The organism is Sorangium sp. KYC3313 (assembly GCF_052075895.1).
Classification (GTDB): Bacteria; Myxococcota_A; Polyangia; order Polyangiales; family Polyangiaceae; genus Sorangium; species Sorangium cellulosum_B.
This window is the reverse complement of record NZ_CP197255.1, coordinates 2,963,864-2,988,781: the sequence shown is the minus strand read 5'-3', so window position 1 is coordinate 2,988,781 and position 24,918 is coordinate 2,963,864. Positions and strand designations below refer to the sequence as shown.

Genomic DNA, 24,918 nt, shown 5'->3' with positions numbered 1-24,918 from the left:
TCCTCAACCTCGGTCGGTCGGTCCTCAACCTCGGTCGGTCCTCAACCTCGGTCGGTCCTCAACCTCGGTCGGTCCTCAACCCCGGTCGGTCCCCGCTCGGTTCCCGAACCCCGAAGCGAGCTCAGCGGCGCGGCGGGCTGCTGCCCGACTCAACGGACGGCCCAAGGTGCTAGCATCGCCGCGCCGCGACGCGGCAGGCCCGGGACCGGAGGCCGCGGCGCGGCTGGACGAGGACGCGAGGCCGCGACGCGGCAGGACCAGGACGGAAGGCGGATGCGTTGTCTGGTGACGGGGGTGGCCGGATTCATCGGCTCCCACCTGGCGGAGCGGCTGATCGAGCTCGGACACGAGGTGCTCGGGGTAGACCGCTTCACCGACTACTACGCCCGCGAGCTCAAGGAGGGGAACCTTGCACGGCTGCGCGGCGAACCGCGCTTCTCGCTCTCGACGGCCGACCTCGCGACAGACGATCTCCGCCCGCTGCTCTCGGACCGCGAGGTCGTCTTCCACCAGGCAGCGCAGGCAGGCGTGCGCCCGAGCTGGGGACAGAGCTTCGAAGTCTACCTGCGCGACAACGTGCTCGCAACGCAGCGGCTGCTGGAGGCAGCCAGGGCGCACGGCCAGGTGCGCAAGCTCGTCTATGCCTCGTCCTCCTCCGTCTACGGCGACCCCTCCGGCAACACGGGCGATATGCCCATGCACGAATCCAGCCGGACCGCCCCCCACTCGCCCTATGGGGTGACGAAGCTCGCCGCCGAGCAGCTCTGCGAGCTGTACCGGCGCAACTTCGGCCTGCCCACGATCTCGCTCCGGTACTTCACGGTGTACGGCCCCAGGCAGCGTCCCGACATGGCGTTTCACCGGTTCATCGCCGCCGTGCTGAAGGGCGAGCCGGTCCGCGTGTACGGTGACGGCGAGCAGACGCGCGATTTCACGTACGTGAGCGACGCGGTGCAGGCCAACGTCGACGCCATGGATGGCGGCGCGGTCGGCGTGTTCAACATCGGCGGCGGCTCGCGGGTGAGCCTCAACGACGCGCTCGGGCTGCTGGGGGAGCTCGCAGGCCCCGTGCGCGTCGAGCGGGGAGAGCCGCAGCCCGGCGACGTCCGGCGCACCTGGGCGGACACCGCGGCGGCGCAGGCGGCGCTCCGGTACGTGCCCCGGGTGCCCCTGCGCGAGGGGCTCGCGGCGCAGGTCGCCTGGCAAACGAGGCGGCTCGGACTCTGCCGGTGACGGGCGCGCCGCGCCCTCACGCGCCGGCGCCGCCTCCGCGAGGGACGAGCTCGACCACGCGCGCCGCCGGCACGCGCGCGCCCACGATCTCGTCTGCGAGGTTGACCCAGCCCACGCAGCGATCGAGGACGACGCTGTCGGACGAGATCACGCCCGCCGCCCCCGCGAGGAGGCGGTCGGGATCCGGGACGAGCGTCGCCTCGATCGAGAGGGGCGCGCCCCCGAGCCGCTCCAGGATCCGCGCGCGCAGCCGCCCGGAGCTGGGGATGGCCGCGTCGAGGAGGAAGCGCGCGCGCGCCGCGCCGGCGCCGGACAGCGCGTCGCCGATCCGATCGATGGCTGCGTCGGTCTCCGCGATCGGCGCGTAGCTGCCGCGCAGCCCCGCGAGATCGCGCAGCGCCCCCTCCGGCCCGCGCACGAGCAGCCCGCCCGCGAGCGCCACCTCCAGGGTGATGATCAGGTTGAAGCCGTCGATGTTCGCCTCCGCGCCCTGGAGCGACGAGGACGTGGCGCAGCGCGCGAGGCGCGACGCCCGCTGCGCGTCCGAGCACGCGGCCCGCTGCAGCGCGAGGCGCTGGCGTGCGGCCAGCTGGTGGTGGTCGCCGGCGGTCCGGATCGCGGTGCGCAGCGGATAGCCGCGGCCGAGGAGCCACGTCACCTCCTCGAAGGCCACGCGCAGCGTCCGGACGGCATCGGGGCCGAACAGCCGCTCATCGTCCGGGTGTCCACCGCGCGGCGCGCCGCTGTGCTCGCCCGCCACGTCACCCGCCTCCGCGGCGCACCAGCGCGCACGTCACATCTCCGCGCATCGGGTAAACCCGCGAGTCGCCCACGTAGGTGATGTACGCCATTCCGGACCCGAGCAGAACCCTGGCGACGGTGGCGCGCGGCGAGCCGCCTGCGCAGGGCTCGGGCGCCACGCGCTCGCGGCCGGTGCGGCGCGTCCGCCCCGCCGCAGCCACCGACGGCAGCTGCCACGCCGCGATAGATCGACCTGCTGAAGGGCTGCTCGGAGCGACGGTCCGAGGATCTCCGCGCTCGCCGCTCGATGCAGAAGGGGCCAACAGATCAGAGGCCCTTCTGCCCGAACCCAGGACAACCCACCCAGGGGCGGGTGATGCCGTGAGCGCGGAGCTCGCCTGGACGGGCGCCCTCGCAGCGGCGCCCGCCGATCATTCGTGCTGGTCGTCGTGCAGCGGGAGCTTGAGCCATGCCCCGGAGGGCGGCGCGAGGTCCTCCACCGGCTCCCCTCGTTCGGCTCGCTCTGCTCTGCAGTGCAGGCAACAGAGCTCCGGATCCCAGTCGACGTCCTCGAGCCCCAGCTTCCGCAGCCACGCGAGCTCCCACATGAGCCTTGGACTCACGTGAATCACGTTGCCCGAACGACGCATGCCGCTGCCGCTGAACCGCCGAGCCTTGGCCATGAGCGCTCCTCTTGGGATAAGGGCGCCCATTCTGCCGCTGACGAAACCGCTCGCCAAGCGCGCTCTCGCCGAATCCGAGACATCGCCCAGATTTACGTTGGGTTGCGTGAAATTCTCAAAAATTCGGCATCTCGCCGCACGCGCACACCACTCGGGTCTCGGTGCGCCCGTGACGGGAGGCAGCAGCGCGTCATCGCCTCACACGTCACCCGCCTCCAAGGCGTGCCAGCACGCATGTGACGTTGTCCGGTCCGCCGTGCTCGTTGGCGATGTCGACCAGCAGGCTCGCCGCCAGGCTCAGGTCCCGGTGCCTTGCCAGCACGCCCTCGATCCGCGCCTCGGGCACCGGGCCCCACAGGCCGTCGGAGCAGACGAGGAACACGTCGCCCGGCTGCGTCGGCTCCACGCGCGACTCGATCTCCACGCTCTTGTCGCACCCGAGCGCGCGAGTCACCGCGTCCGCCCGCCCGTTCAGCGCCTCCAGCGCTGCAAGCGCGCCGTCCCCCTCGCTCAGCAGCTCCTCCAGCAGCGTGTGATCCCGCGTCAGCCGCTCCAGCTTGCCGCCGCGCATCCGGTACACACGCGAGTCGCCCACGTGCGCGATGTACGCCATCCCTGCTCCGAGCAGCACGCCCGCGAACGTCGTCGCCATGCCACGCACCTCCTCTTTCTTCTGGCTCGCCTCGTAGATCGCCCGGTTCGCACGCCGCGCGCTCATCACCAGCCGCACCTCGTCCCGGTCGTGCGGACGCCCCGTGCCGTACGGCCACGTCTCCTCGAGATCCTCGTCCACCTCGAAGCAGCCCTTGACGACCTCGATGGCCATGCGGGACGCGACCTCGCCGGCCGCGTTGCCGCCCAGGCCGTCGGCCACCATGAACAGCCCCAGGCACGGCAGCGCCGCGAAGCTGTCCTCGTTGTGACTGCGCCGCCGGCCCACGTCCGACTGCGCTGCCGCCTCGATGGCGAGCGTTGGATACACGATCGTCCTCCTCGCGCGCTCGTCTTCGGGACGAGCCGAGCCATGGCGCGCCGCAGACGGCGGCGCGCGTTCTTCTGCACCCGACGAAGCCGCGCCGCGCGCGGCTTCGCTACGTCGTTACCTCAGCGCAGCCGCAGCGCTGCCAGCACCACGCCGCACAAGACCCCCAGCACGAAGAGCACCGTGCCGACGAGCGCCAGGCGCGACCTGCGCTGGTCGACCTCACCCTTCACAGGCACCGCGCTCACCCACACGTCGTCGTCCGCCTGCGTTGCCTCGCGCTCCTCGGCGGCCCACTTCTCCACCCAACCGGCCAGCTGCACGAGCGTCGCCTCCAGCCGGGCGTCCTCGATCCCGTGCGCTGCCATCGCCCGTCGCGCCTCCACCTGCGCGATGCGCTTCTTCTCCGCCTCCGGCGTCATCGCGCACCACACCGGATCGGTCCACCGGCCGACGGAGGCTTCCCGGGCGTTGGGCGAGACGCTCGTGTCCTTCGGCGTTCTCATCGCGCTCATCTTCACAGATCAGCCGCGACCACGCACGCAGGGACGCGAGCTCCGCGTCCTCCAAGCGACCCGCCACGTGCGCCTTCCGCCCGTCCTCGAAGTCACGCACCGCCCGCTCACGCTCACTCTCCGCGTTCGGCCCCGGCGTCGCTCGCTCCTCGTCTCCGCGGGCGCTCGTCGTCGCCGCCGTGCTCGCGAGCAACAACGACATCGCCAACCACCCCGCCTGCAGCTCTCGCTTCACGGTCGCTCCCTCGTCCTCGCAACGTCCGCCATCCACGTGCTCGCTGCTCGCTCACGCGCCGCGCTCGGCCTCGCGCCGCGCGCACACGTCCGTCCTTCGTCGCGCCTGCCTCAGCGCGCCGTCTCCACGTCGTCTTCTCCGCCCTGCTTCGTGCCGCTGCGGCGGTGCACGCTCCGCCGCAGCAGCCGCAGCGCTCACGACCTCACGTCAGAACGCCTGCACCTCGGCCTTCACGCCCGCCGCTCCCTCGCCCTCCGCGGTCGCGCCCGGACCGCCGGCGCCCGCTTCGCCGAGCTCCACCGTCGCTCCTTCCACAGCCGGCGCCGCGCCCTTGTACGCGATCCCCAGCGCGTGACCGCCGCGACCGCCGCCACCGGGACCGCCGGCGCCTCCCTTGCCGCCGACGCCCCCGGCGCACGCGTCGTGCAGCATCGTCGCGCCTTCAGCTTTCGTGCCTCCAACGCCGCCCGCCCCACCGTCGCCGCCTTCCTGCCCGGCTCCACCCTTCCCGCCCGCTCCGCCGCGCCCCGTCTTCAGCTTCACCGCATCGAAGCTCAGCTCCGCGTTCAGGCTGATCAACGCGATGCTCGATCCGCCCGCTCCGCCACCCCTCCCGCCGGCTCCACCGCAACCGCCCGCTCCGCCAGAGCCGCCGCTCGCTCCGCCCGCCGACGCTTCGCTCGAGCACTTGTCTGCGCCCGCGCCGCCCTTCGCTCCTCCGCCTCCGCCTCCGCCTTGCGCGGTGCCGCCCTTCGCGCCTTCGCCGCCGGAGGTGCCCGTGAAACCGCTGGCGCTGATCTCGCCGAGACCGGTCGCGCCCGCACCAGGGCCGCCCTCGGGCCCGCTCTCGCCTGCAATCCCGTCGGTGCAGACCGTGCTTCCTTCCTCACCCATGCCACCGTTCAGCGTCGCGCCCGGCGTGCCTCTGGCACCAGGACCGCGTCGGCCCCGTCACCGGCGCCCGGTAGACCGCGCGCCGCCCCGGCCGGCCCGGGATCGGCGGCTCGCCGGGCGGCGTCGCCAGCGAGATCCGGCCCTCCGCCTCGTCCTGCTCGAGGCGCCTGCGCAGCGCGATCATGCCCTGCGCCATCTCGGCCATCGACAGGTACCGCGCCGCCGGCTGCTTCGCCGTCGCGCGCCGGATCACCTCGTCCACGTACGCCGGCAGCCCCGCCACCTCCGACAGCGGCGCAGGATCCGCGAAGAACTGCCAGTTCACGAGCTTCGTCCGGTCGTCGAAGGCGTCGCGGAACGGGTGGCGGCCGGCGATCATCTCCCAGAGCACGAGCCCCAGCGAGTACACGTCGACGCGCGCGTCCGCCTCGTTCCCGGCGAGGTTCTCGGGCGCCATGTACGCGGCCGTCCCGAGGCGCACGTTGCGCTGGGTCGTCCGCATCTCGTAGGGGATGACCTTCGCGATCGAGAAATCGACGACCTTCACCATCCCGTCCGCGGTGAAGACGATGTTGTCCGGCTTCACGTCGCGGTGGATGATCTGGTTCTCGTGCGCCGCGTCGAGCCCCACGCGGCCTCGAGCGCGACGTGCAGCGCGAACAGCGGCGACAGCCTCCCCTGGCGCTCCAGGATGGTGCTCAGCGTCGGCCCGTCGAGGAACTCCATGAGCATCCACGCCGTGCCGTCGGCCTCGCAGCCGATGTCGTAGACCTCGACCACGTTGGCGTGCTGGATCCCGAACGTCCCGTGGGCCTCGGCCAGGCTCCGCTCCGCCTTCCTCGCGTCCTTCCGGTCGCGCAGGTGCATCATCTTGAGGGCGCACCGCGCCCCGCTGATCCGGTGGCGGACCTCGTACACCTCGCCGGAGTACCCGGCTCCGACGAACCGCACGATCTCCATCTGGTGGAAGACCTGCCCCGGCTGGAACACCTGCCGCTCGATCGGTTCCTCGGCGTCGCTCACGGCGCTGTCACGCTCCTTCCCAGCGTCCACCCTACTCGCCGGCTGCTGCGGCGGGAACGCCTCGGTGACGGCCAGCGCGGCGGTGGGCAGGTCCGCCGTGAGGGCCAGCGCCGCCGTGACGAAGGCCGGCCGTCTCGTGGGTTCCGTGAGCGGGAGCATCGCGTTGTCCATGGGCGGGTGCCTCTCGGGCGAGCGCCCCTCCTCTGGAGGCGCTGCCGTCGCCTACCCATGTCGGTACGGCGCCGCCGGAGTGCTCACCCAATCGACGTCTCCCCCTTCGAAAACGACGCGACCGCCGACCACCACCGGGCGCCCACGGCCCGGCGGCCCTCCCATGCCCGCTGACCGCTGGCCACTGGCCCACTGGCCCATGGCCACTGGCCTCCGGCCTCCGGCCAATGGCCTCTGGCCCCTGGCCAATGGCCGTGCAGAGCACGGTTCCGACAGGACCCTTTGCGCAAAGCGGTTGCGGCCGCTCGAGGCGCTCCCGCTAAGATGCCCAGTTTCCTGGAGGAGGATCGGAGAAGAGAACGATGGCAGCCTATGGATACAGCTTCGTCACGGACAAGGCGTTCAGCGCGTTCGCGCGGGATCTCGAGCAGGGAGCGTGGAAGGGCGTCTCGATAGACAAGTACGATGTCCCGAACCGCGTCCCGGCGACGTTGCTCTTCGAGGCGCCCAGGCCGGTGGTCTGGAAGCTGCGCGCGCGCTGGAGCATCGCGGCGCTCGACGAGGCGCTCGGCGTCGCCTCGGCCGCGGTGCTCGCCGAGCTCGACATGGAGTGGGACACGGCCCAGCGGGCGCTGCACCTGTTCCTGGCCTCGGCGGCCGAGAGCAAGGACCCGGCGCAGCGCGACGCGGCGGTGCGGCTCCGCGGCGCCTTGCTCGCGGGGGCGGGCACCGAGCAGACCCAGTACGCGTATGACGCCGAGGTCGACTACGGCTGGCACCAGGTCGCGCTCGCGGGCAAGCCGCCGCTCGCCGCCGACGTGAAGAAGGTCGGCGCCGGCGCGTACCTGAAGCGCGTCGAGGAGGCGACGGAGGCGCTCGCCAGAGGCCTCGGCCGCACCTCCGGCCAGAAGCGCGCGGTAGCGCGCTCGAAGCGCATCCGCGAGGCGGTGGCCGGCTGCACGCAGGCGTTCAACGCCATCCACGGCGAGCTCGGCTGGCTCATCGAGCACACGCCGAGCGGCAAGCAGCGCGACCTGCTCCAGGCGCTCCACGCGCCGTTCCTCGCGCTCCTGGAGCGCAGCCCGCAGCGCGCCCCGGCGGCCGCCGCGCCGGAGGAGGACGCCGCGGAGGAGGGGGACGCCGAGGAGCCGGAGGCGGAAGAGAGCACGCCCGCGTGAGCGCCTGCCGGAGGGAGCGCCGGGCGGGCCGGCGAGCGGTCCCTTTGCCGGTCGGCGCACGCGCACCTGTTCCGGCGTAGGTCGCACTCAGCGGCCTGGCGCCGGAGGTCGCGCCAGCCCACGCTCTCGTCAGGATCACCTGCGCTTCGGGAGCTGCACCACCAGGTGGTCGGTGCGCCACACCCTGCCGTCCGGGTCGGTCTGCTGGACCCGCCAGCGGCCCACGAGATCCGGCGGCGTCGGCAGTCGCTCCATGCTGCGGCCCGCAAGGCACATCCGCTCATACGCTTCCGGCCAGCCCGACGCGTCACGCACGCCCAGCGTCACGGCGATGCCGTGAAGGCTGTCCGAGACGCGGTAGTCGTCGATCTGCTCCTGGATTCCCTGGTTGTGAGCCGCGCCGCGCCAGATCTTGGTCTCGATCAGGGCGTGGCCGTCGAGGCCGGGCCGCGTCAGGCGCACCTTCACGTCGGTGAAACCCGCCACCTGAATTGCCTCGCGTTCCGTCTCCCATCCGAGGACAGCCAGCACCGCCGCGATGAAGGAGCTGAACACCTGCTCTTCCAGCAGCCCGGATTTGCCGTGAAAATCGCGCCCGACGCGCCGCAGGTTCGCCAGCGCCGCGCAGACGTCCTGGATCAGACGATCGATAGGGTCGCCCGAACTCGCCGGGAGCTCCGGCAGGTTCAAGATCGAGGCGATGGGCCAGGCTGCTGCGGGGTCGGCGAGCATTGAGCCCTCGACCCTCACCAGACCGGCCGCGCGCAGGAGCTTCAGCGCCTGCTCCGGATCGATGGAGACGTGCTCGCCGGCCTGCAAGGCGCACGCATCACGGAGCCGCCGCATCGGGACCGAGCCGGCGTGCTCGCGCACGACCTTCAGCACGCGCCAGGGAGCATCGAGCCGCCCTCGCTGCGAGACAGAGGAGCGCGCCGCGCGAACGAAGCCGTCGTGCCTCTCGCGAAAAACGCCGAAGATCTGCTCCAGCGCCTGTACGGAGGGGCTGGCCGCATCCCACAGGTGCTCCAGGCCGTAGGTCACGAGCACGGGGATGCCCCCGGACATCACGCGAAGAGTCTCCAGGCAGATGTCGTCCAGGGAGCGCCCGTCCTCCTGGAAGGACCTCGCGAGCACCGAGATCTCCGCCGGTCCGAACGGGTCGAGCACACACGGTTCGGCGCGGCTCACGATCCCGGATCCCACCTCGCTCTCCAGATAGAAGAGGCCGATCCCGCCCGCGAAGACGAGATCGAAGCATGTGCCGTGTTGTTTCCGCGTGACCTCCAGCTTGTTGAACCAGCTCCTTGCAAACGCCCCCCGCTCGCCATCTCCAGCCGTGACGTACTGGTCGGCCTCGTCGAAGAGCACGACCAGCCGCGTCGTGCTGCCATCGAGCACGCGCTCGAGGAGGTCGTCCATTCGCGGCGCCGCGAGATCGCGGATGCCGAGCCTGGCAGCGAGATCGCGCACCGCTCCGGCGACTGTCGACTCCTCGGGCGGCCCCGGGACGAGCAGGACGCGCGTGCCAGGTGCGTCCTGAAGAAGCTGCGCCTGGAGTTGCTGGAGCAGCACGCTCTTCCCCATCCCGCGACCGCCGATGACCTTGACGGCAGCGCCGCGACGGAGGTGCCCCGCGATGGTGGCCACCGGCGTGCCGCGATGCACCGGGTGGCGTGGGGTGTGGTGCTGCCAGTTGTACGGATTGGAACGGCTCGTCACACGGCCACCTGGGTCCGCGTCGGGAGCAGGTTCTGGACGTACCATGAGAGGTGCATCGGCAACGCCAGCGTCGCATCGTCAAGGAGGCCGAAGTTCCGCAGCGGCCGCGCACCGGGGCCATACGGTCCGCCTGACCGCTTCACAGCCGCGGCGGCATCATGGCTCTCGATGAGATCGAGGAGCAACGCGTAAGCAGCCGGGTACCTCTTCGAGAGCAGCGCGATGATCTCCCGGTCCACCTCGAGCACCACCTGACGTCCCAGGAAGCGCTCGACAGCCCTCTCACAATAAGGGTCCGTCGGCTCCTTCTGCAGGCCCCCCGGGGAGTGCACGCGGATCTCCTCGAGGAGCGCTGAGCCGAACTGTCGGTGCAGCAGCGGGTGCCCGCCGGTCCACGCGCGGGCGAGCTTTGCCGTCTCGTAACCCACGGCGAGGCCCGCGCGGCGCCCCAGCTTGCGGAGCATCTCCGTGTCGTGCGGCGGACGGATCGGCCCGAGCCACAACGGCGTGAGCCCCGCGAGCAAGGGGTTCGGTACCCCATCGAGCTGCGGAACGGACAGGTGCTCGGGGTCACGGCCGATCAGCACGAGCGAGACGACCCCTTGCTGTTGCTGGGACAGCGCGCGCACGAGCCCGAGGAGCCTGGAGATGCCCGGCACCGGGCCGAGGTTGCCCTCGCGCTCGAAGAGGAGATCGTACTCGTCGATCACGAAGCAGAGGCGCATTCCCTCATCCAGAATCGCCTGAGCCGCCGCCTTCAAACCGGCCATGCCCTCCCGTGCCGGAGGCTCGTAGGAAGCGCCGGACGCGCGCATCCTGCGGCCCAGCGCCGCGAGCATATCGTCCGCGACACCGTCGACGGTCGGCAGATCGAGCCCCTGCGCATCGACCCAGAGGACGCACGCCTGGGACACATCCTGCTCTGCGTCGGCCGTCTTGATTCCGCTCGCCGGATCGAGCCAATCGGTGACCGCGCGAACCAGCGAGGTCTTGCCCGACTTGCGCAGCCCAAACACGCCGACGGCGTCGCCGCGCAGGACGCGCGTGCGGAGGTCCTTCACCTCCGCATCCCGGCCCATGAGCTGGTGCCCTCGGACTGGATCACGTTCTTCGAAGACGTCGTACGTGGGCAGGCACTGACAGAGCACCTCGGAGAGCGGCGGCCAGAACCGATCCTCGTTCCACACCCACGCCACGCGCTGATCCCGGCCGGGCATCCGCTCGAGGCGCTCCTGGAGCGGCCGACCGTCGTCATACGTGTGGCCGTCGTCCGTCACGATGACCAGGTTGCCGTCGAGGCGCAGGCCAGAGCGCACGACCTCGTCGGCGGCGCGCTGGAGATCCCTCGACTGGACCTCGCCCTGGACGGCGACGAACAGCAGCTCGGGGGCCAGCCCGAAGCCTTCCTGGATGTGCTGCGGCGGCTTCGCTCGGAGCAGCCAGCTCGACGGCCCAACCGGGCGAGCATGGGTCAGCTCGAAGCCGTCCTTTTCGAGCACCTCGAGCATCACGGCGCCGAAGTGGATCTCGTCGTCGAAACGGCGCAGGAGGTGCTCGAGGGTCTTCGTACCGCGGCCGTTCATGCGGAGAGTCTCGCATACCCCACCCGCTTCGTCATGAAGCCGGCAGGCGGACACACGGGATGTCAATGCCGCCGTCGACCGCCGCTGCATCCGGCAGCGCTTCCGTCCGCCCCAGCCGGCTCTCCGCAGCCCTTCCCCGAACCCCAGCCGGCTCTCCGCAGCCCTTCCCCGAACCCCTGCCGGCTCTCCGCAGCCCTTGCCCGAACCCCTGCCGGCTCTCCGCAGCCCTTCCCCTCTCCCCCTGCCGGCTCTCCGCAGCCCTTGCCCGAACCTCTGCCGGCTCTCCGCAGCCCTTCCCTGAACCCCTGCCGGCTCTCCGCAGCCCTTCCCCGAACCCCTGCCGGCTCTCCGCAGCCCTTCCCCTCTCCCCCTGCCGGTAACCGGCAGCACGTCCTGCCCTCGTCGCCGTCGCGCTTGCAGCGCGTTCCTCGGACGGAACCGCGCCTTCTCGTGACGTTCTGCTATCCTCCGCCGCCGTGATTGTGGACCAGCCCCCCACACCTGCCCCTCACGAGGCTCCGGAGGACCGGGCCACGTTCGGGCTCTCCGCCTTCGAGCCTCGCCCGAGCCTCATGGCGCCCTCCATCGCGCCGGCCGCCTCGGCGGCGCCGCACGTCTCGGTGGTCGTCCCGGGGCTGAACGAGGCGGAGAGCCTGACGGAGCTCGCCCAGCGGGTGGATCAGGCCTTGAAGGGGCGCTTCTCCTACGAGCTCATCTTCGTGGACGACGGCAGCACGGACGACAGCTGGGGCGTCATCTCCAGGATCCGCGCGGAGAACCCGGTCGTGAAGGGGATCCGGCTGCGGAAGAACTTCGGCAAGGCGACGGCGCTCACGGCCGGGTTCCGCAAGGCGAGGGGCGCCGTGGTCGTCACGATGGATGCCGATCTCCAGGACGACCCGGCCGATCTGCCGAGCTTCATCGCCAAGGTCGAGGAGGGCCTCGACGTCGTGGTGGGCTGGAAGGTCAACCGCCTCGACCCCGCCAATCGCCTCGTCCTGTCCCGGATCTTCAACGGGACCGTCCGCGCGGTCACGGGCGTGAAGCTCCATGACATGAACTGTGGCTTCAAGGCCTACCGTCGCGAGGTGCTGCGCACCATCCCGATCTACGGAGATCTCTTCCGGTACATCCCGGCGCTCGCCGCCTGGCAAGGCTTCCGCGTCACGGAGATCCCGGTGCGCCACCACGCCCGCAAGTACGGCGCCTCGCGCTACGGCCTGGAGCGCATCCTGCGCGGCTTCTTCGACCTGCTCAGCGTCATGTTCCTCACGCGCTACTCGAAGAAGCCGATGCACCTCTTCGGCCTCATCGGCCTGGTCTTCGCTGCGACCGGCGTGACCATCAACGCGTATTTGACGCTCCTCTGGCTGCTCGGTCACAAGATCGGAGACCGGCCGCTCCTCCTGCTCGGCGTGCTGATGATCCTCCTCGGCATCCAGTTCTTCTCGATGGGCTTCATCGGCGAGTTCCTCACCTTCCAGATGCAGCAGCGCCACCTGGCAGACGAGCCGCCCATCCGCGAAGAGCTCGAGTGATCTCCGAGCCTCGCCTCGATCGGCCCCGGGCCCCCGCGTCCGGGCGCCTCCCCTCTCTTCAGGCCCTCTGCTCCGCGGCGCCACGCTGAGCGCGCGGCCGGGGTTCGCCGTCGTGAGCCGCACCGCCCTGCGCGCCTTCGTCCGCCTGATTGGCCCGCTCTTGCTCGTCCTCGTGGTCGCGCGCATGGACGACCGGGACGCGGTGCTCGGCGCGGTCGTATCGGCCTCGGCTGGCCCGCTCGCGCTCGCGGCGGCGCTGAACGTCCTCAACATCCACCTCAAGGTGATCCGCTGGGACGCGCTGCTGCGCGCCCGGGGCATCGTCTATCCGCTTCGGCGTGCGTGGAGCGCCTACGCGACGTCGCTCTACGTCGGCATGCTGACCCCCGGGCGGGTCGGCGACCTGCTCCGGATCCGCTACCTGCGCCACGACCTCGGCGTGCCTTACGCGGAGGGGCTCGCCACCGTCGTGATGGACAGGCTGTGCGATCTCTACGTGCTCGCCGCGTTCGTCGCGGTCGGCGTCGCCCGTTACAGCGCGGTGATCGCCGGCCGCCTGGCCTGGCTGACGTGGGGTGGAATCGCCCTCACGGTCCTGGCGCCCCTCGTGCTGCTCATCCCCGGGCTGGCCGAGCGGCTGCTGCTCGCCTTCTCGCGCAAGCTCGCGAAGGATCCGTCGGAGAGCGCGGAGCCCGGCGCGGCGAGCCGCTTCCTGGTCGCGCTGCGCGCTCATGTCGGGCGCGGGCTCCTCTTCACGCTCCCGGTCACGGTGGCGACGTTCGTCGTCAACTTCGCGCAGGGCTACCTCATCGCGCGCGCCCTCGGCGTGCCGCTCGCGCTCTTCGACGTCACCTGCTTGCTCGCCATCGCGAACCTGCTCGGTCTCTTGCCGATCTCGATCGCCGGCGTGGGTGTCCGTGAGCTCTTCTTCTCCCTCGTATTCCCTTCGCTCGGTCTCACCGCCGAGCACGGCGTGAGCTTCGGCCTCCTGGTCTTCGCCGTCGTCTACCTCAACGTCGTCGCCGTCGGTTTCGTGAGCTGGCAGCTGGCCCCCCCGCCCACCTCCCCGGCCCCATCCACCCCCCGATCCGGCTAGGTCCACGCACCAGGAGTCCGGCGAGGGATCCGGAAAGAGAATTCAACGCCAAGGCGCAAAGACGCCAAGGCGCAAAATAGAACAGATTTCGTGCATTTTTGCGTCTTTGCGCCTTGGCGTCTTTGCGTTGAACCCTCTCCCTCTCCGCTCGCGCGGCAGATCCCTGGCAGGATTCTGCCCCGCGGGACTAGAGAGAAATAGGGGTCGTGAGCCGGAGAGGCTCCCCCTCGAAGGCCGGCACCGGCGCCGCGGCGACGTGGAACGCGTCGACCACACACGTGCCGAGCTCGGTCCCGGCGAAGGGCGCCCCGTCCAGCTCCACGTGGGCCCCGCCGCTCGGCGCGAAGGTCACGGTCACGCTCCCCTCCCCGCCCGGCCCGCCCGGCTGCCGGCAGCGCTTCGCCTGGACGCGGCCGCGCTCGAGCGCCGCACCCGCGGCCTTGCCCACCTGGATGCGCGCCCCGTAGACCCGGCTCGACAAGGCGTCGTACCCGTCGTGCGAGCGCAGCGACACCTCGGCAGAGGGGGGGTACGCCCCGCCGCGCTGCAGGCAGTGCGAGGGGCGCACCATCGCATAGCCCGTCGCAGTGGCGAAGCTGCACACCGCGAGCGCCACCAGCAGGGCCCGCTGCCCACCGCCCCGGCCGAGCGGCCCGTCGGGCGGCCCATCGTCGTCCGATCCGCCACGCAACCGCTCGACCTCCGCACGGATCTCCGCGATCTCCGCGTCCCGGGCGGCGAGCGCCGCATCCCGCTCCTTCAGCTTGGCTTCGAGGGTTTCGATGCGCGCGCGAGCCGCATCGAGATGATCCCGGTAGTGCGACATGGCGCCATTCTACCGCGGGCCGCGCGTGGCGCCCTGCCCTTCCCGCGCCCTCGCGTCGTTACACGTCCTTCCGCGTCCTTTCGCGATGTTCCCCCCGCTCCTTGACAGCGGGGGGTGGGGTCAAGTAGCCGAGGACCCGCCTCACCTATGCTAGAGAACCACCGCACCAGGCTGAACAGCGCGCTCGCCAAGCTCGACGGCGCCCTCGAGCGGCTCGCGCGCGCCGCGTTGACCCTGGCGCCGTGGCCGATCCTCTACGGCATGAGCATCGCCGTGACGGCCTGGGTCTTCACCCACCCGAGCCGGCACGCGCAGCTCGACACGAACAAGCTGACCGAGGTGGAGCGCCGCTGGATGGCCGGCGGCGCCGCCGCCGCCATCGTGGGGGTCGCGCTCGCCTACTTCCTCGTGATGCTGGTGCGGCGGGCCCGCGCCCGCTCGTGGGATTTCGTGAGCACCGTGGGCCGCCTCAACCGCGCCCTGATCCCCCTGCTCGCGCTCCCGTTCGTCGCCGCGCTCAAGCTCCCGAACATCGAGAAGGACAGCCCGAAGAGCACGATCTTCTTCGCCGTCCTCGCCGCCCTGGCCACGGGCGCCGGCGCCTACGCCTGGGGCCGCCGCGCGCGGTTCTCGCCCGGGCTCGACGATGCGCCCGAGCTCGGCGGCGCGCCCGCCCGCGGAGGCCGCGCCGCGCGGTGGCTCCCGCCGCTGGCCCTGCTCGCGATGTGGACGGGCTACACGCTCTTCTTCTCCCGGCTCGCGATCACCAACCACCACGCGCTGCACACCAGGACGCCCGACCTCGGGTACTACGACAACATCTTCTACCAGACGATCCACGGACGGCCGCTCGGCTGCTCCTGGCTCAAGGCCGGTTACCACGGCTCCGCGCACTTCGACCCGATCCTCATCCTGCTCTCGCCGCTCTACCTGATCTACCCGAGGGCGGAGTTCCTCCTCATCCTCCAGTCCGCGTGGCTCGGCGCCGGCGTCGTGCCCGTGTACCTGCTCGCGCGCGACAAGCTCGCTCACCGCGGCAAGGCGCTGCTGCTCGCCGCGGTGTGGGCCATCTATCCGGCCCTGCACGGCGCGAACATGTACGAGTTCCACTCGCTCGCGCTGATCTCGCCGCTCGTCGTCTGGCTCCTCTACTTCTACGAGACCGGCAGGGACAGGCTGTACTGGGTCACCCTCGCCGTGCTGCTGCTCTGCCGGGAGGACGTCTCCCTGCTGATGTGCTTCATCGGGCTCTACGCCATCTTCGACCGGCGCCCGGGCAGGACCCGCCTCGGCTGGGTGACCATCGCGACGAGCCTCGTCTACTTCGTCATCGTGAAGCTGTTCTTCATGACGTCGTCGGGCATCATCATGTCCGGCAAGGACGCCTATTCGTTCGCCTATTACTACGAGGAGCTCATGCCGAACCGGAGCGGGCTCGGCGGCATGCTCGTCTCCCTCCTCACGAACCCTGTCTTCGCGCTCAAGGTCCTGCTGGAGGAGCCGAAGATCATCTTCCTGCTCCAGCTCTTCGTCCCCCTCTGCTTCCTGCCCTTCCTCGCCAAGCCCGGGCGCTGGATGCTCGCCTACGGGCTCCTGTTCTGCCTGCTCGCCTCGCGCGACGCGGTGTTCTCGATCCACTTCCAGTACTCGTCGATCCTCTTCCCCATCGCCTTCGCGCTGACGCCGATCGCGCTCAAGCGGATCGAGGGCTCCGGGCCGGCCGCGTACTACGGGCTCGACGGGCGGCGCCTGTCGCGCGCGCTGCTCGCCGCCATGGTCGTGGCGGCCGCGCTGATGTCGTGGAAGTTCGGCGGCCTCGTCGAGAACGCGTCGTTCAGGGGCGGCTTCTCCCGCGTGGCGCGCAAGCTGACGCCCGACCAGGAGGCGACCTACGCCTGGGTCCGGAAGCAGGTGGAGGCGATCCCGAAGAGCGCCATCGTCGGCGCGACGAGCAAGATGGGACCGCACGTGTCGAACCGGAAGGAGGCCTATTTCTATCCGGGCGAGCGCGCCGCGACCGTCCAGTACGTGCTGCTCGACGAGGGGGAGCTCAAGGGCAAGGACCTGGAGCGCCACAACGCGGCGGTGAAGCGCGGCGAGCTCGAGGAGCTCAGCCGGCTGAAGAAGATGGCGCTGTTCAAGCGGGTGAAGCCGCCGTCGAAGGCGCAGCCGCCGGCGCCGGCCGCCTCCGACGAGCCCCCTACCGGAGACCCGCCTCCGGAGCTACGAAAGCGGGACCGAAAGGGCGGCGCCGCGCCGCCTGCGCCCTCTACCACCGCGGAGCAAGATGAAGACCCTCCTCCTGGCCCATGACTTCAACGCGACCTCCGAGATCGCCCTCGACACGGCGATCGAGCTCGCCCGCAAGCTGTCCGCGAAGATCGTCGTCGCGCACGTGTACAGCGTGCCCGTCTACAGCTTCCCGGAAGGCTCGTCCCTGATCCCCTCGGCCGAAGACGCCGCCCGCATCGGCGATGCGGCGCAGCGGAGCCTCGATCAGGTGCTCGAGCGCCGGCGCGCCACGCCCGGCGTCGAGATCTCGGGCGTGCTGCGCGCCGGCATCCCCGACGAGGAGATCTGCCGCCTCGCGGACGAGATCGGCGCCGACATGATCGTGATCGGGACCCACGCGCGCGGCGTCGTTGCCCGGGCGCTGCTCGGCAGCGTGGCGCAGCGGGTGGTGAGATCGGCCAAGGTCCCGGTCCTGTCGATACGCGGACCACAACCGGCCTGATGTAGGTGACATCACGAAACGATCGGGTCCGGTGTCCGGCGCCGCCAGATCGGGCGTTAGAAATTTCCCGACTTCCTGTCAAATGCGTCCTGCCGCGACAACGAAACCTCGTTGAAACATCGGGCACGTTACCCCGGTGCCATGAAGATCGACACTGGGGATACGGCCTGGCTCCTCGCATCGACAGCCCTCGTCCTTTTCATGACGCCGGGCCTCGCCCTGTTCTACGGCGGCATGGTGCGCCGCAAGAACGTGCTCGCGACGCTCATGCACTCGTTCGCCGCGCTCGCGGTGATCTCGGTGCAGTGGGTGGCCGTCGGGTACTCGCTCGCGTTCGGGACGTCGCACGGTGGGCTCATCGGCGGGTTCGACTTTGTCGGTCTGCACGGGATCGCGGCGGTGGAGCGCGGCACGGTGCCGCACCTCGCGTTCGCGGCGTTCCAGATGATGTTCGCGGTGATCACGCCCGCGCTCATCGCGGGGGCGTTCGCCGAGCGGATGCGGTTCTCGGCGTACCTGGTCTTCATCCTGCTCTGGTCCACGCTCGTCTATGACCCGGTGGCGCACTGGGTGTGGGCGGAGAAGGGCTGGCTCTTCGAGATGGGCGCGCTCGACTTCGCGGGCGGCACCGTGGTTCACCTCGCGGCGGGCGTCTCGGCGCTGATCTGTGCGCTCGTGCTGGGCAAGCGCACGGGATATCCGCACGAGCGGCACGTGCCGCACAACCTGACGATGACCCTGACGGGCACGGGCATCCTGTGGTTCGGGTGGTTCGGCTTCAACGCCGGCAGCGCGCTGACGTCGGGCGGGCTCGCGGCGCTGGCGCTGCTCGACACGCACCTCGCGGCGGCGGCGGGCGGCGCGGCGTGGCTCCTCGTCGAGTGGGCGCAGCGAGGCAAGCCGACCGCGCTCGGCGTGGCGTCCGGCATCGTGGCCGGGCTCGTCGGGATCACGCCCGCGGCCGGGTTCGTGGCGCCGTGGGCCGCCGTCGTGATCGGCCTGCTCGCGGGCGTCGTCTGCTACTTCGCGGTCGTCTCGAAGGAGCGCCTCCGCTACGACGACTCGCTCGACGCGTTCGGCGTGCACGGCGTGGGCGGCCTCCTCGGCGCGATCCTCACCGGCGTCTTCGCCGAGAAGGCCCTGAACGAGGGCGGCCGCGACGGCGTGATCGCCGGCAACCCGGGGCAGCTGGTCCCGCAGCTGGTCGGCATCGCGGCCGTCGGGCTGTACGCCGCGATCGTGACCTTCGTGCTCCTCAAGCTGGTCGACAAGCTGATCGGCCTGCGCGTGCCCGAGAGCGACGAGCGCGAGGGCCTCGACGCCACCGAGCACGGCGAGACCGGCTACGCGCTGTAGCGACACAGAGGGGGGCAGCCGCAGACCCAGGTCGACGAGGGCTCCCCGCCGCGCTCGCCCTCCCGGTGGGGAGGGAACCGCGCGGCCGGGGGCGCCGTCGCTGTTGCCTCCCCCGGGGCGCACCGCTAGAGCGACAGACGGTTCGAACCGAAAGGCGCCGAGAGCGCCAGGAGAGCTCGACGATCTCCTGGCGCTCCCGGCGCCCTGACGGTTTTACGCTCGAACCGAACGGTGCTCCATCTTGCGCCGAACCTTCCCCCTGGGCGCGCGCCGCGAGCGAGCGCCCCGTCATCACGGAGCAGACAGGCATGAGCGGCCATTCGAAGTGGGCCACCATCAAGCGCAAGAAGGGCGCGCTCGACGCGAAGCGCGGCAAGCTCTTCACGAAGCTCATCAAGGAGATCACCGTCGCCTCGCGCATGGGCGGCGGAGACCCGAACGGCAACCCGCGCCTCCGCAAGGCGATCAACGACGCCAAGGGCCAGGCGATGCCCGCCGACACGATCAAGCGCGCCATCCAGCGCGGCACCGGCGAGCTCGAGGGCGCGAACTACGAGGAGATCCTCTACGAAGGCACGGGGCCCGGCGGGACGCTGTTCCTCTGCGAGGCGATGACCGACAACCGGAACCGCACCGTCGCCGAGATCCGGAAGATCTTCGAGAAGAACAACGGGCAGCTCGGCGCCGGCGGCTCCGCGCAGTGGGCCTTCGAGAGGAAGGGGATCATCCTCCTCGCGAAGGACGCGGCGACGGAGGATCAGCTGATGGACACCGCCGTGGGCGCGGGCGCCGACGACTACAGCGACCAGGGAGAGGAGTGGCAGGTGCTCTCCAGCGTCGACGTGATGGACACCGTCGTGAAGGCCCTCGAGGACGCGAAGATCGCGGTGAAGTCGAACTCCGCGGGCTACGTCCCTAAGAACAAGAAAGAGGTCGCGGGCCGCGACGCCGAGGTCTGCTTGAACCTCGTCGACTCGCTCGACGACCACGACGACGTGCAGAACGTCTACGCCGACTTCGACGTCCCCGACGAGGAGCTCGCGAAGCTCGAGGGCTGAGCCCGCGGCAGGCGCGAGCGCGTCACGGCCGCCAGATCGGGAAGCTCACGATCGCCCACGAGAAGAACGCGTGGGCGAAGACCGCCGGCGCCAGGCGCCCGGTCCGGTGCACCACGCGACCCCACACGATCGAGCAGCCGAAGCCCGCCGCGACGAGCAGCGGGTTCGGCCCGGCCACCGGATCGCCGAGCAGGAAGAGCGTCGGGGCGTGCGCGGCGGCGAACAGCGCGCTCGACAGCAGCCACGCGGCGCCCCGGTCGAGCGGCCCCTCCAGGGCGCGCAGGACGAGCCCGCGCCAGACGATCTCCTCCAGCGCGGCGATGACGAAGACGAGCGCGCCGACGAACACGCGCGCGTCGGCCGAGGGGTCGCCGAGCTGGAGGTACAGGCGAAGGACCCACGCCTCGCGAGGCGAGCCCCGCGGGGCGAGCAGCAGCTGCACCGCCATGGCGAGCCCGTAGAGCCCGGCCGCGACCAGGGCGCCGCGCGCGAGATCGCCGGACAGGGGGCGGAGCGCGGCGCGGAGCTCGCCGCGCCGGCGGAGCCACATCACGGCGAGCGCCGCGAGCACGGCGTAGAGCGCGCCGAGCGCCGCGAGCATGGCAGGCGCGCCCGCGCGGCCAGGATCGAACGCGAACGAGACGGCGAGCGCGACACAGGCGGTGACGGACGCGGCGATGAGCGCGGCCTCGCGGCGCGAGGAGCGCGGCGGCTCGCGCGGGTCGATCGCCCGCGGATCGCGCGACGAGGCCGGGGCGGCCGAGCCGGAGGCAGCCGGAGGAGCCGCGGCGGAAGGAGCCGCGGCGCGGTCTTCGCCCGGGATCATCGCGCGCTCGCCTGATCCGTCTGACTCGACCGAGACAATCGCAAGACCCGGTCGAGGATGCGGTCCGCGAGCGCCGGCTTGGGCAACACGCCGAGCGCGTCGGCGGCGTCGCGGGTCACGATCGTGGCGCGGTTGTCGTCCCGGCCGAACGAGTCCGCCGCGTGGTTGGCGACGATCATGTCGACGCGCTTGCTGGCGAGCTTGTGCCGCGCGTAGGCGATGACCCCCTCGTCCGTGGCGGTCTCGACCGCGAACCCGACGAGCACCGGCGAGCGCGCTCCGTCCGCGCCGGCAGCGCTCGCCAGCCCGGCGCGCGCCGCGCCGATCTCCGCGAGCAGATCGGGGTTCGGCACGAGCGGGAGCGACGCGAGATCGGGCGTCCGCTTCAGCTTGGTCGCGTGCTGCTCGGCCGGGCGGTAGTCGGACACGGCGGCCGTCATGATGAGCGCGTCGGCGCCGCGCAGGTCCTCGCCGAGCGCCTGCCAGAGCGCGCCGCGCATCGAGAGCGCGCCGCGCACGTCGACCCGGCGCGCGCCCGGCGGCGTGGAGAGCGACACGGGGCCGGCGATGAGCGTGACCTGCGCGCCCCGCGCCGCGGCCCGCTCCGCCACGGCGAAGCCCATCTTGCCGGTCGACCGGTTGCCGAGGAAGCGCACGGGATCGAGGTCCTCGAGCGTGGGCCCCGCGGTGACGACGACGCGGAGGCCCGCGAGGTCGCGCGGGGCGAGCCGCGAGAACGCCGCGGCCGCGATCGCCGCCGGCTCGGCCATGCGCCCGAGGCCGCGCTCGCCCGAGGCGACCTCGCCGAAGACCGGGCCGACGAGCTGCACGCGCCCGTCGGCCTCGAGCGTGGCGACGTTCCGCGCCGTCGCGGGGTGAGCCCACATGCGGGGGTGCATCGCCGGCGCGGCGAGCACCGGCCCCCGCGCGCACAGGGCGAGCGCCGTCACGAGGTCGTCGGCGCGCCCCGCGGCGAGGCGGGCGATCACGTCGGCGGTCGCGGGCGCGAGCAGCACGAGATCGGCCTCGGCGGCGAGCGCGACGTGCAGCTCGCCCGCGAAGCCGGGATCCCACATGGTGTCGCGCACCGGCTCGCCGCAGAGCCCGCTCAGCGTCATGGGCCCGAGGAACTGCTGCGCCGCGCGCGTCATGATCGGCAGCACGCGCGCGCCGCCCTGGATCAACAGCCGGGCCACCTCGGCGGCCTTGTACGCGGCGATGCTGCCCGAGACGGCGAGCGCGACGGTCGGCCGCGCGCCTTCGGGGGCTTGGCCAGCGAGAGGAGGAGCGGAGGCCTCGGGGCGAGGTGCGGGAGATGACGGCGTTCGGCCAGACATGGCGCAGGTGCCAGCGTGGGTCGTGGGGTCGGTCCGGGGTCCACCGTGGCACGAAAATCGCCAATCGTACACGGCCACGACAGGGTACACGCTGCGCCGCGGGCGGATGATACGGGGCCGCGCTGCGCGCAGAGCAGCTCGTGCTGGCGCGCACGCGCGCACGCGCGCTCCACCGCGCGTGCGCCGACCCCCGCGCCGACACGCGCCAACGCGCCCGCGCAGCAAGAAACCCGGCTGATTTTTGGGGCGTGGCAGTGGCATCACCCGCCGGGAGCGCGTAATGGGATGAGCTCCCTCACAGGAACACGACAACGATGGCAAGCACCGTCCTCACCGGCATCAAGCCCACCGGAACGCCGCACCTCGGCAACTTCGTAGGCGCGATCAAGCCGGCGCTCGCGCTCGCAGGGACCGCGTCGAGCGCGCTCTACTTCGTCGCGGACTATCACGCGCTCAACGTCATCCACGACGCGCAGAAGCTCCGGAGCCTCGTCCACGAGGTCGCCGCGACGTGGCTCGCGCTCGGCCTCGATCCCGAGAAGGTCATCTTCTACAGGCAATCCGACGTTCCGGAGATCTTCGAGCTCAGCTGGATCCTCTCCTGCTTCACGGCGAAGGGGCTCATGAACCGCGCCCACGCCTACAAGGCCGCTGTCGCCAAGAACATGGAGTCCCGGGCCGGGGCGTCGAGCGCCGCGGGCGCCGAGGACAGCGACGACGTCGACGCCGGGATCAACATGGGCCTCTATGGCTATCCGGTGCTGATGGCGGCCGACATCCTCCTGTTCAAGACGAATGTCGTGCCGGTGGGCAAGGACCAGGTCCAGCACATCGAGATCGCCCGCGATATCGCGCAGCGCTTCAACGCGATCTACGGCCCGACCCTCGTCCTGCCCGAGGCGCGCATCAGCGCGGAGACGGCGGTGATCCCGGGCCTCGACGGCCGCAAGATGAGCAAGAGCTACGACAACACCATCGCGCTCTTCCTGCCGCCGGAGAAGCTGCGCAAGACGATCTTCAAGTACAAGACCGACTCGTCGCCCCCGAGCGAGCCGAAGGATCCGAACACCTCGCCGCTCTTCCACCTCTACCGGGAGTTCGCCACGCCCGAAGAGGCGGAGGCGCTCCGCGGCCGCTACCAGAGCGGCATCGGCTGGGGCGAGGCGAAAGAGGCCGTGTTCGAGGTGCTGAACCGCGCGCTCGAGGAGCCGCGGCGCCGCTACGCCGATCTCATGGCCAACCCGGCCCGCGTCGACGCCCTGCTCCTGGAAGGCGCCCAGCGCGCGCGGGCGCTCGCGGGCCCGACGCTCCACGAGGTGCGCCGGGCGATCGGCGCTCGCTGAAGGCCGCGGCGGAGGGCGAGCGGAGCTCGCCGAGGCCAGCGCGGCGAGCTCCGCCGAGCCGCCGCCGCCGGCTCCGCTCGAGGCCGCCCGCTCAGCCGCCGTCGCTCGTCGTCGTCGTCTTCTTCTGGTTCTGGCGTCGCTTCTTGCCCTTGCCGCCCTTCGCCTCGTCCCCCGCGGGGTCCCGCTGGCCACGCGCTTCCGGCGCCGCCGCGCCCGTGACGGCGATCCCCTCTGCGGGCGGCGCGTCCTCGCCGCGCGCGCGGCCGCGTTCCCCTTCGGCGCGCGCCTCCCCCTTCGCGCGGAACGTGCCGAACCCCGCGCGCTCGGTCCAGCCGCGCTCGCCCGTGAGCCCGGGCTCGCGGCTCTCGACGGTGCCGCCGCCCGGCTCCAGGCCGGTCACGCCCGGGGTGCGGACGTCCGGCCCCTGCGTCACGACGAGGTACTCGTCCGCCACGTACTCGGGGTGATTGTCGTCGGCCGTCTTGGCCTCGGGGTCGCGCGGGCCGCTCCCGACATGGACGATCTGCGCGGTCGGCGGGTAGCTGTCGCTCCACTTCTCCCGCACCGCGTAGGCGCCGTCGCGGACGACCCGCGAGCTCGTCGTCTTGAAGCCGGGGATGCCGCGCTGAGCGAGGGCCCGCGTCCCTTCGGGCAGCTTCGGCGTCGGGCGCTCCACCTCCTCGAACGGGACGACCTCGTCGATGCGACGGAAGTACGTGACCGTGAGCTTGCGCGAGGGCCCGAGGATCTCGGCGCGCACGACGCCGCCGGCCACCGTCTCGTGGAGCACGATCGGGAAGTCGAACGGGTTCCGGAAGCGGTAGTTGATCGTCGGGTAGACGACGGTCGCGTCGAGGCCGAGCTTGATGTAGTAGCTCGGGCGGGAGTGCGGGTAGCGCTCGACGATCTCGAGCCCCGCGAAGAACGCGGCGCCGTGGAGCGTGCCCGAGATCTGGCAGGTCCCGCCGCCGAGCCCGTCGACGAGCTCTCCCTGGGCGATGACCGGAGCGACGCGGTACCCGTGCGCCTCGTCGCGCGGGCCGACCGTCTCGTTGAAGTCGAAGATCTCGCCCGGCATGACGACCACGCCGTCGAGCTTGGACGCGGCGAGCCTGAGGTTGTACGTCCTCTCCTTGGATCGCGCGCCGGTCGCGTAGCGCGTCTCGAAGTAGCCGAGCACCTGATCGAACTTGACGTTGCCGAGCTGCTCGGTGACGAGCTTCGGCGCGATCGTCTCGACGCTGGCCTGCGCGGTGTCCTCGCCCGCCCGGAGGGCGGCGTCGATGCGCGCGAGCGTGCCGTAGACGTCCAGCCGATACCCGATCTTCTCGGGCTTGAGCTGCTTCGCCTCGAGGTCGACATACGCGTCGACAGCGGGCGCGTCGAGCTCGACCTTCAGGTCGAGCAGCTTGCTGATCGCCCGCTCGGAGTCGAGGAGGAGCGGGATCGGGATGTCGAGCGGCGCGTCCTCCTGCGCGGCCCGCTCGTGCGCGCGGCGGAGCGCGCTCTCGGGGCGGAGCGCTTCGCGCACGAACTCGGCGAGGCGGACCCGGTTGATCTCGACGCCGAGATCGTTGCGGCGGAGCGCGCGCGCGGAGCCGTCGGGGAGCACGATCCGGATCTCCCCGGTGGCGTAGCGGCGCACGAGGTCGAGCGCGTTCGCCACCACGTCGCCGCCCGTCGGCACCGGCACCTGCGCCACGCGGAGGACCGGCGGGGGCTTGGGGCCGTCGTCCGGCGGGGGCGGCAGCACGAGGTAGGTGATGGCCAGGCCGCTCGTGACGAAGATCGCCACCAGCGCGGCGAACCGCCAGAGCTCCGGCGAGCGGCGAAGATCCATGCGAGGG

At 71.5% G+C, this 24,918-nt stretch carries 21 protein-coding genes and 1 pseudogene; 9 read left to right on the top strand and 13 right to left on the bottom strand.

Going from position 1 to position 24,918, the window contains the following annotated elements; genetic code table 11:
- Positions 1 to 273 precede the first annotated feature (273 nt).
- Entirely contained in the window at positions 274 to 1,233 is a 960-nt protein-coding gene (locus tag ACSRUE_RS11750; protein WP_441291082.1) for an NAD-dependent epimerase/dehydratase family protein, read from the top strand.
- A gap of 16 nt (positions 1,234 to 1,249) precedes the next feature.
- On the opposite strand, the gene ACSRUE_RS11745 is transcribed toward ACSRUE_RS11750, so the two are convergent.
- The 7 genes and pseudogenes from ACSRUE_RS11745 to ACSRUE_RS11715 form a co-directional block, all read right to left on the bottom strand.
- On the bottom strand, positions 1,250 to 1,993 hold the full coding sequence (locus ACSRUE_RS11745; RefSeq protein WP_441291081.1) for a DUF434 domain-containing protein: 744 nt from the start codon (positions 1,991 to 1,993) through the stop codon (positions 1,250 to 1,252).
- Positions 1,994 to 2,405: 412 nt separating this feature from the next.
- Positions 2,406 to 2,657 (bottom strand): hypothetical protein, encoded by a 252-nt coding sequence (locus tag ACSRUE_RS11740; protein WP_441291080.1) that lies wholly within the window; start codon positions 2,655 to 2,657, stop codon positions 2,406 to 2,408.
- Positions 2,658 to 2,862: 205 nt separating this feature from the next.
- The gene (locus ACSRUE_RS11735) at positions 2,863 to 3,639 is read right to left on the bottom strand and encodes a PP2C family protein-serine/threonine phosphatase (protein WP_441291079.1); all 777 of its coding nucleotides are present in this window, start codon (positions 3,637 to 3,639) and stop codon (positions 2,863 to 2,865) included.
- A 122-nt stretch (positions 3,640 to 3,761) separates the two neighbouring features.
- Positions 3,762 to 4,145: a hypothetical protein gene (locus ACSRUE_RS11730; protein WP_441291078.1), complete on the bottom strand. Its 384-nt coding sequence runs from the start codon at positions 4,143 to 4,145 to the stop codon at positions 3,762 to 3,764.
- 451 nt (positions 4,146 to 4,596) lie between these two features.
- Positions 4,597 to 5,283 (bottom strand): hypothetical protein, encoded by a 687-nt coding sequence (locus tag ACSRUE_RS11725; protein ID WP_441291077.1) that lies wholly within the window; start codon positions 5,281 to 5,283, stop codon positions 4,597 to 4,599.
- Positions 5,276 to 6,019, bottom strand: a complete 744-nt coding sequence (locus tag ACSRUE_RS11720) for a serine/threonine-protein kinase (protein ID WP_441291076.1) — start codon at positions 6,017 to 6,019, stop codon at positions 5,276 to 5,278. Before ACSRUE_RS11720 ends, ACSRUE_RS11725 begins: the two co-directional genes overlap by 8 nt.
- Positions 5,968 to 6,243, bottom strand: a pseudogene (locus tag ACSRUE_RS11715) (protein kinase domain-containing protein); the annotation flags it as partial. The gene ACSRUE_RS11720 and the pseudogene ACSRUE_RS11715, both read right to left, overlap by 52 nt.
- 596 nt (positions 6,244 to 6,839) lie before the next feature.
- Here ACSRUE_RS11715 and ACSRUE_RS11710 point away from each other — a divergent pair.
- On the top strand, positions 6,840 to 7,655 hold the full coding sequence (locus ACSRUE_RS11710; RefSeq protein WP_441291075.1) for a hypothetical protein: 816 nt from the start codon (positions 6,840 to 6,842) through the stop codon (positions 7,653 to 7,655).
- 135 nt (positions 7,656 to 7,790) lie between these two features.
- Here the strand turns inward: ACSRUE_RS11710 and ACSRUE_RS11705 are convergent, their stop codons facing one another.
- Positions 7,791 to 9,374, bottom strand: coding sequence for an AAA family ATPase (locus tag ACSRUE_RS11705; RefSeq protein ID WP_441291074.1), 1,584 nt, complete (start codon positions 9,372 to 9,374; stop codon positions 7,791 to 7,793).
- Complete coding sequence (locus ACSRUE_RS11700; protein WP_441291073.1) at positions 9,371 to 10,957, bottom strand: AAA family ATPase; 1,587 nt, start codon at positions 10,955 to 10,957, stop codon at positions 9,371 to 9,373. The genes ACSRUE_RS11705 and ACSRUE_RS11700 overlap by 4 nt, the downstream gene beginning before the upstream one ends.
- 572 nt (positions 10,958 to 11,529) lie before the next feature.
- On the opposite strand from ACSRUE_RS11700, the gene ACSRUE_RS11695 reads away from it, so the two are divergent.
- On the top strand, positions 11,530 to 12,495 hold the full coding sequence (locus ACSRUE_RS11695; RefSeq protein ID WP_441291072.1) for a glycosyltransferase family 2 protein: 966 nt from the start codon (positions 11,530 to 11,532) through the stop codon (positions 12,493 to 12,495).
- A 112-nt stretch (positions 12,496 to 12,607) separates the two neighbouring features.
- Positions 12,608 to 13,591, top strand: coding sequence for a lysylphosphatidylglycerol synthase transmembrane domain-containing protein (locus tag ACSRUE_RS11690; protein ID WP_441291071.1), 984 nt, complete (start codon positions 12,608 to 12,610; stop codon positions 13,589 to 13,591).
- Positions 13,592 to 13,778: 187 nt separating this feature from the next.
- Here ACSRUE_RS11690 and ACSRUE_RS11685 read toward each other — a convergent pair whose 3' ends face one another.
- Positions 13,779 to 14,417, bottom strand: coding sequence for a hypothetical protein (locus ACSRUE_RS11685; protein WP_441291070.1), 639 nt, complete (start codon positions 14,415 to 14,417; stop codon positions 13,779 to 13,781).
- 147 nt (positions 14,418 to 14,564) lie between these two features.
- Between ACSRUE_RS11685 and ACSRUE_RS11680 the strand changes: the two genes are divergently transcribed.
- From ACSRUE_RS11680 to ACSRUE_RS11665, 4 genes are all read left to right on the top strand, one after another.
- Entirely contained in the window at positions 14,565 to 16,730 is a 2,166-nt protein-coding gene (locus ACSRUE_RS11680) for a DUF2079 domain-containing protein (RefSeq protein WP_441291069.1), read from the top strand.
- On the top strand, positions 16,705 to 17,151 hold the full coding sequence (locus tag ACSRUE_RS11675; protein ID WP_441291068.1) for a universal stress protein: 447 nt from the start codon (positions 16,705 to 16,707) through the stop codon (positions 17,149 to 17,151). The genes ACSRUE_RS11680 and ACSRUE_RS11675 overlap by 26 nt, the downstream gene beginning before the upstream one ends.
- A gap of 141 nt (positions 17,152 to 17,292) precedes the next feature.
- Complete coding sequence (locus ACSRUE_RS11670; protein WP_441291067.1) at positions 17,293 to 18,507, top strand: ammonium transporter; 1,215 nt, start codon at positions 17,293 to 17,295, stop codon at positions 18,505 to 18,507.
- Between the two features lie 308 nt (positions 18,508 to 18,815).
- A complete protein-coding gene (locus ACSRUE_RS11665; protein ID WP_437764208.1) occupies positions 18,816 to 19,565 on the top strand; it encodes a YebC/PmpR family DNA-binding transcriptional regulator in 750 nt (249 codons plus the stop codon).
- Between the two features lie 22 nt (positions 19,566 to 19,587).
- On the opposite strand, the gene ACSRUE_RS11660 is transcribed toward ACSRUE_RS11665, so the two are convergent.
- Positions 19,588 to 20,391, bottom strand: a complete 804-nt coding sequence (locus ACSRUE_RS11660) for a lysostaphin resistance A-like protein (RefSeq protein WP_441291066.1) — start codon at positions 20,389 to 20,391, stop codon at positions 19,588 to 19,590.
- Positions 20,388 to 21,728, bottom strand: a complete 1,341-nt coding sequence (gene coaBC / locus ACSRUE_RS11655) for a bifunctional phosphopantothenoylcysteine decarboxylase/phosphopantothenate--cysteine ligase CoaBC (RefSeq protein ID WP_441291065.1) — start codon at positions 21,726 to 21,728, stop codon at positions 20,388 to 20,390. The genes ACSRUE_RS11660 and coaBC overlap by 4 nt, the downstream gene beginning before the upstream one ends.
- 314 nt (positions 21,729 to 22,042) lie before the next feature.
- Between coaBC and ACSRUE_RS11650 the strand changes: the two genes are divergently transcribed.
- Positions 22,043 to 23,071 (top strand): tryptophan--tRNA ligase, encoded by a 1,029-nt coding sequence (locus ACSRUE_RS11650; RefSeq protein ID WP_437764205.1) that lies wholly within the window; start codon positions 22,043 to 22,045, stop codon positions 23,069 to 23,071.
- 91 nt (positions 23,072 to 23,162) lie between these two features.
- On the opposite strand, the gene ACSRUE_RS11645 is transcribed toward ACSRUE_RS11650, so the two are convergent.
- Positions 23,163 to 24,911: a VanW family protein gene (locus ACSRUE_RS11645; RefSeq protein ID WP_441291064.1), complete on the bottom strand. Its 1,749-nt coding sequence runs from the start codon at positions 24,909 to 24,911 to the stop codon at positions 23,163 to 23,165.
- Positions 24,912 to 24,918 lie beyond the last annotated feature (7 nt).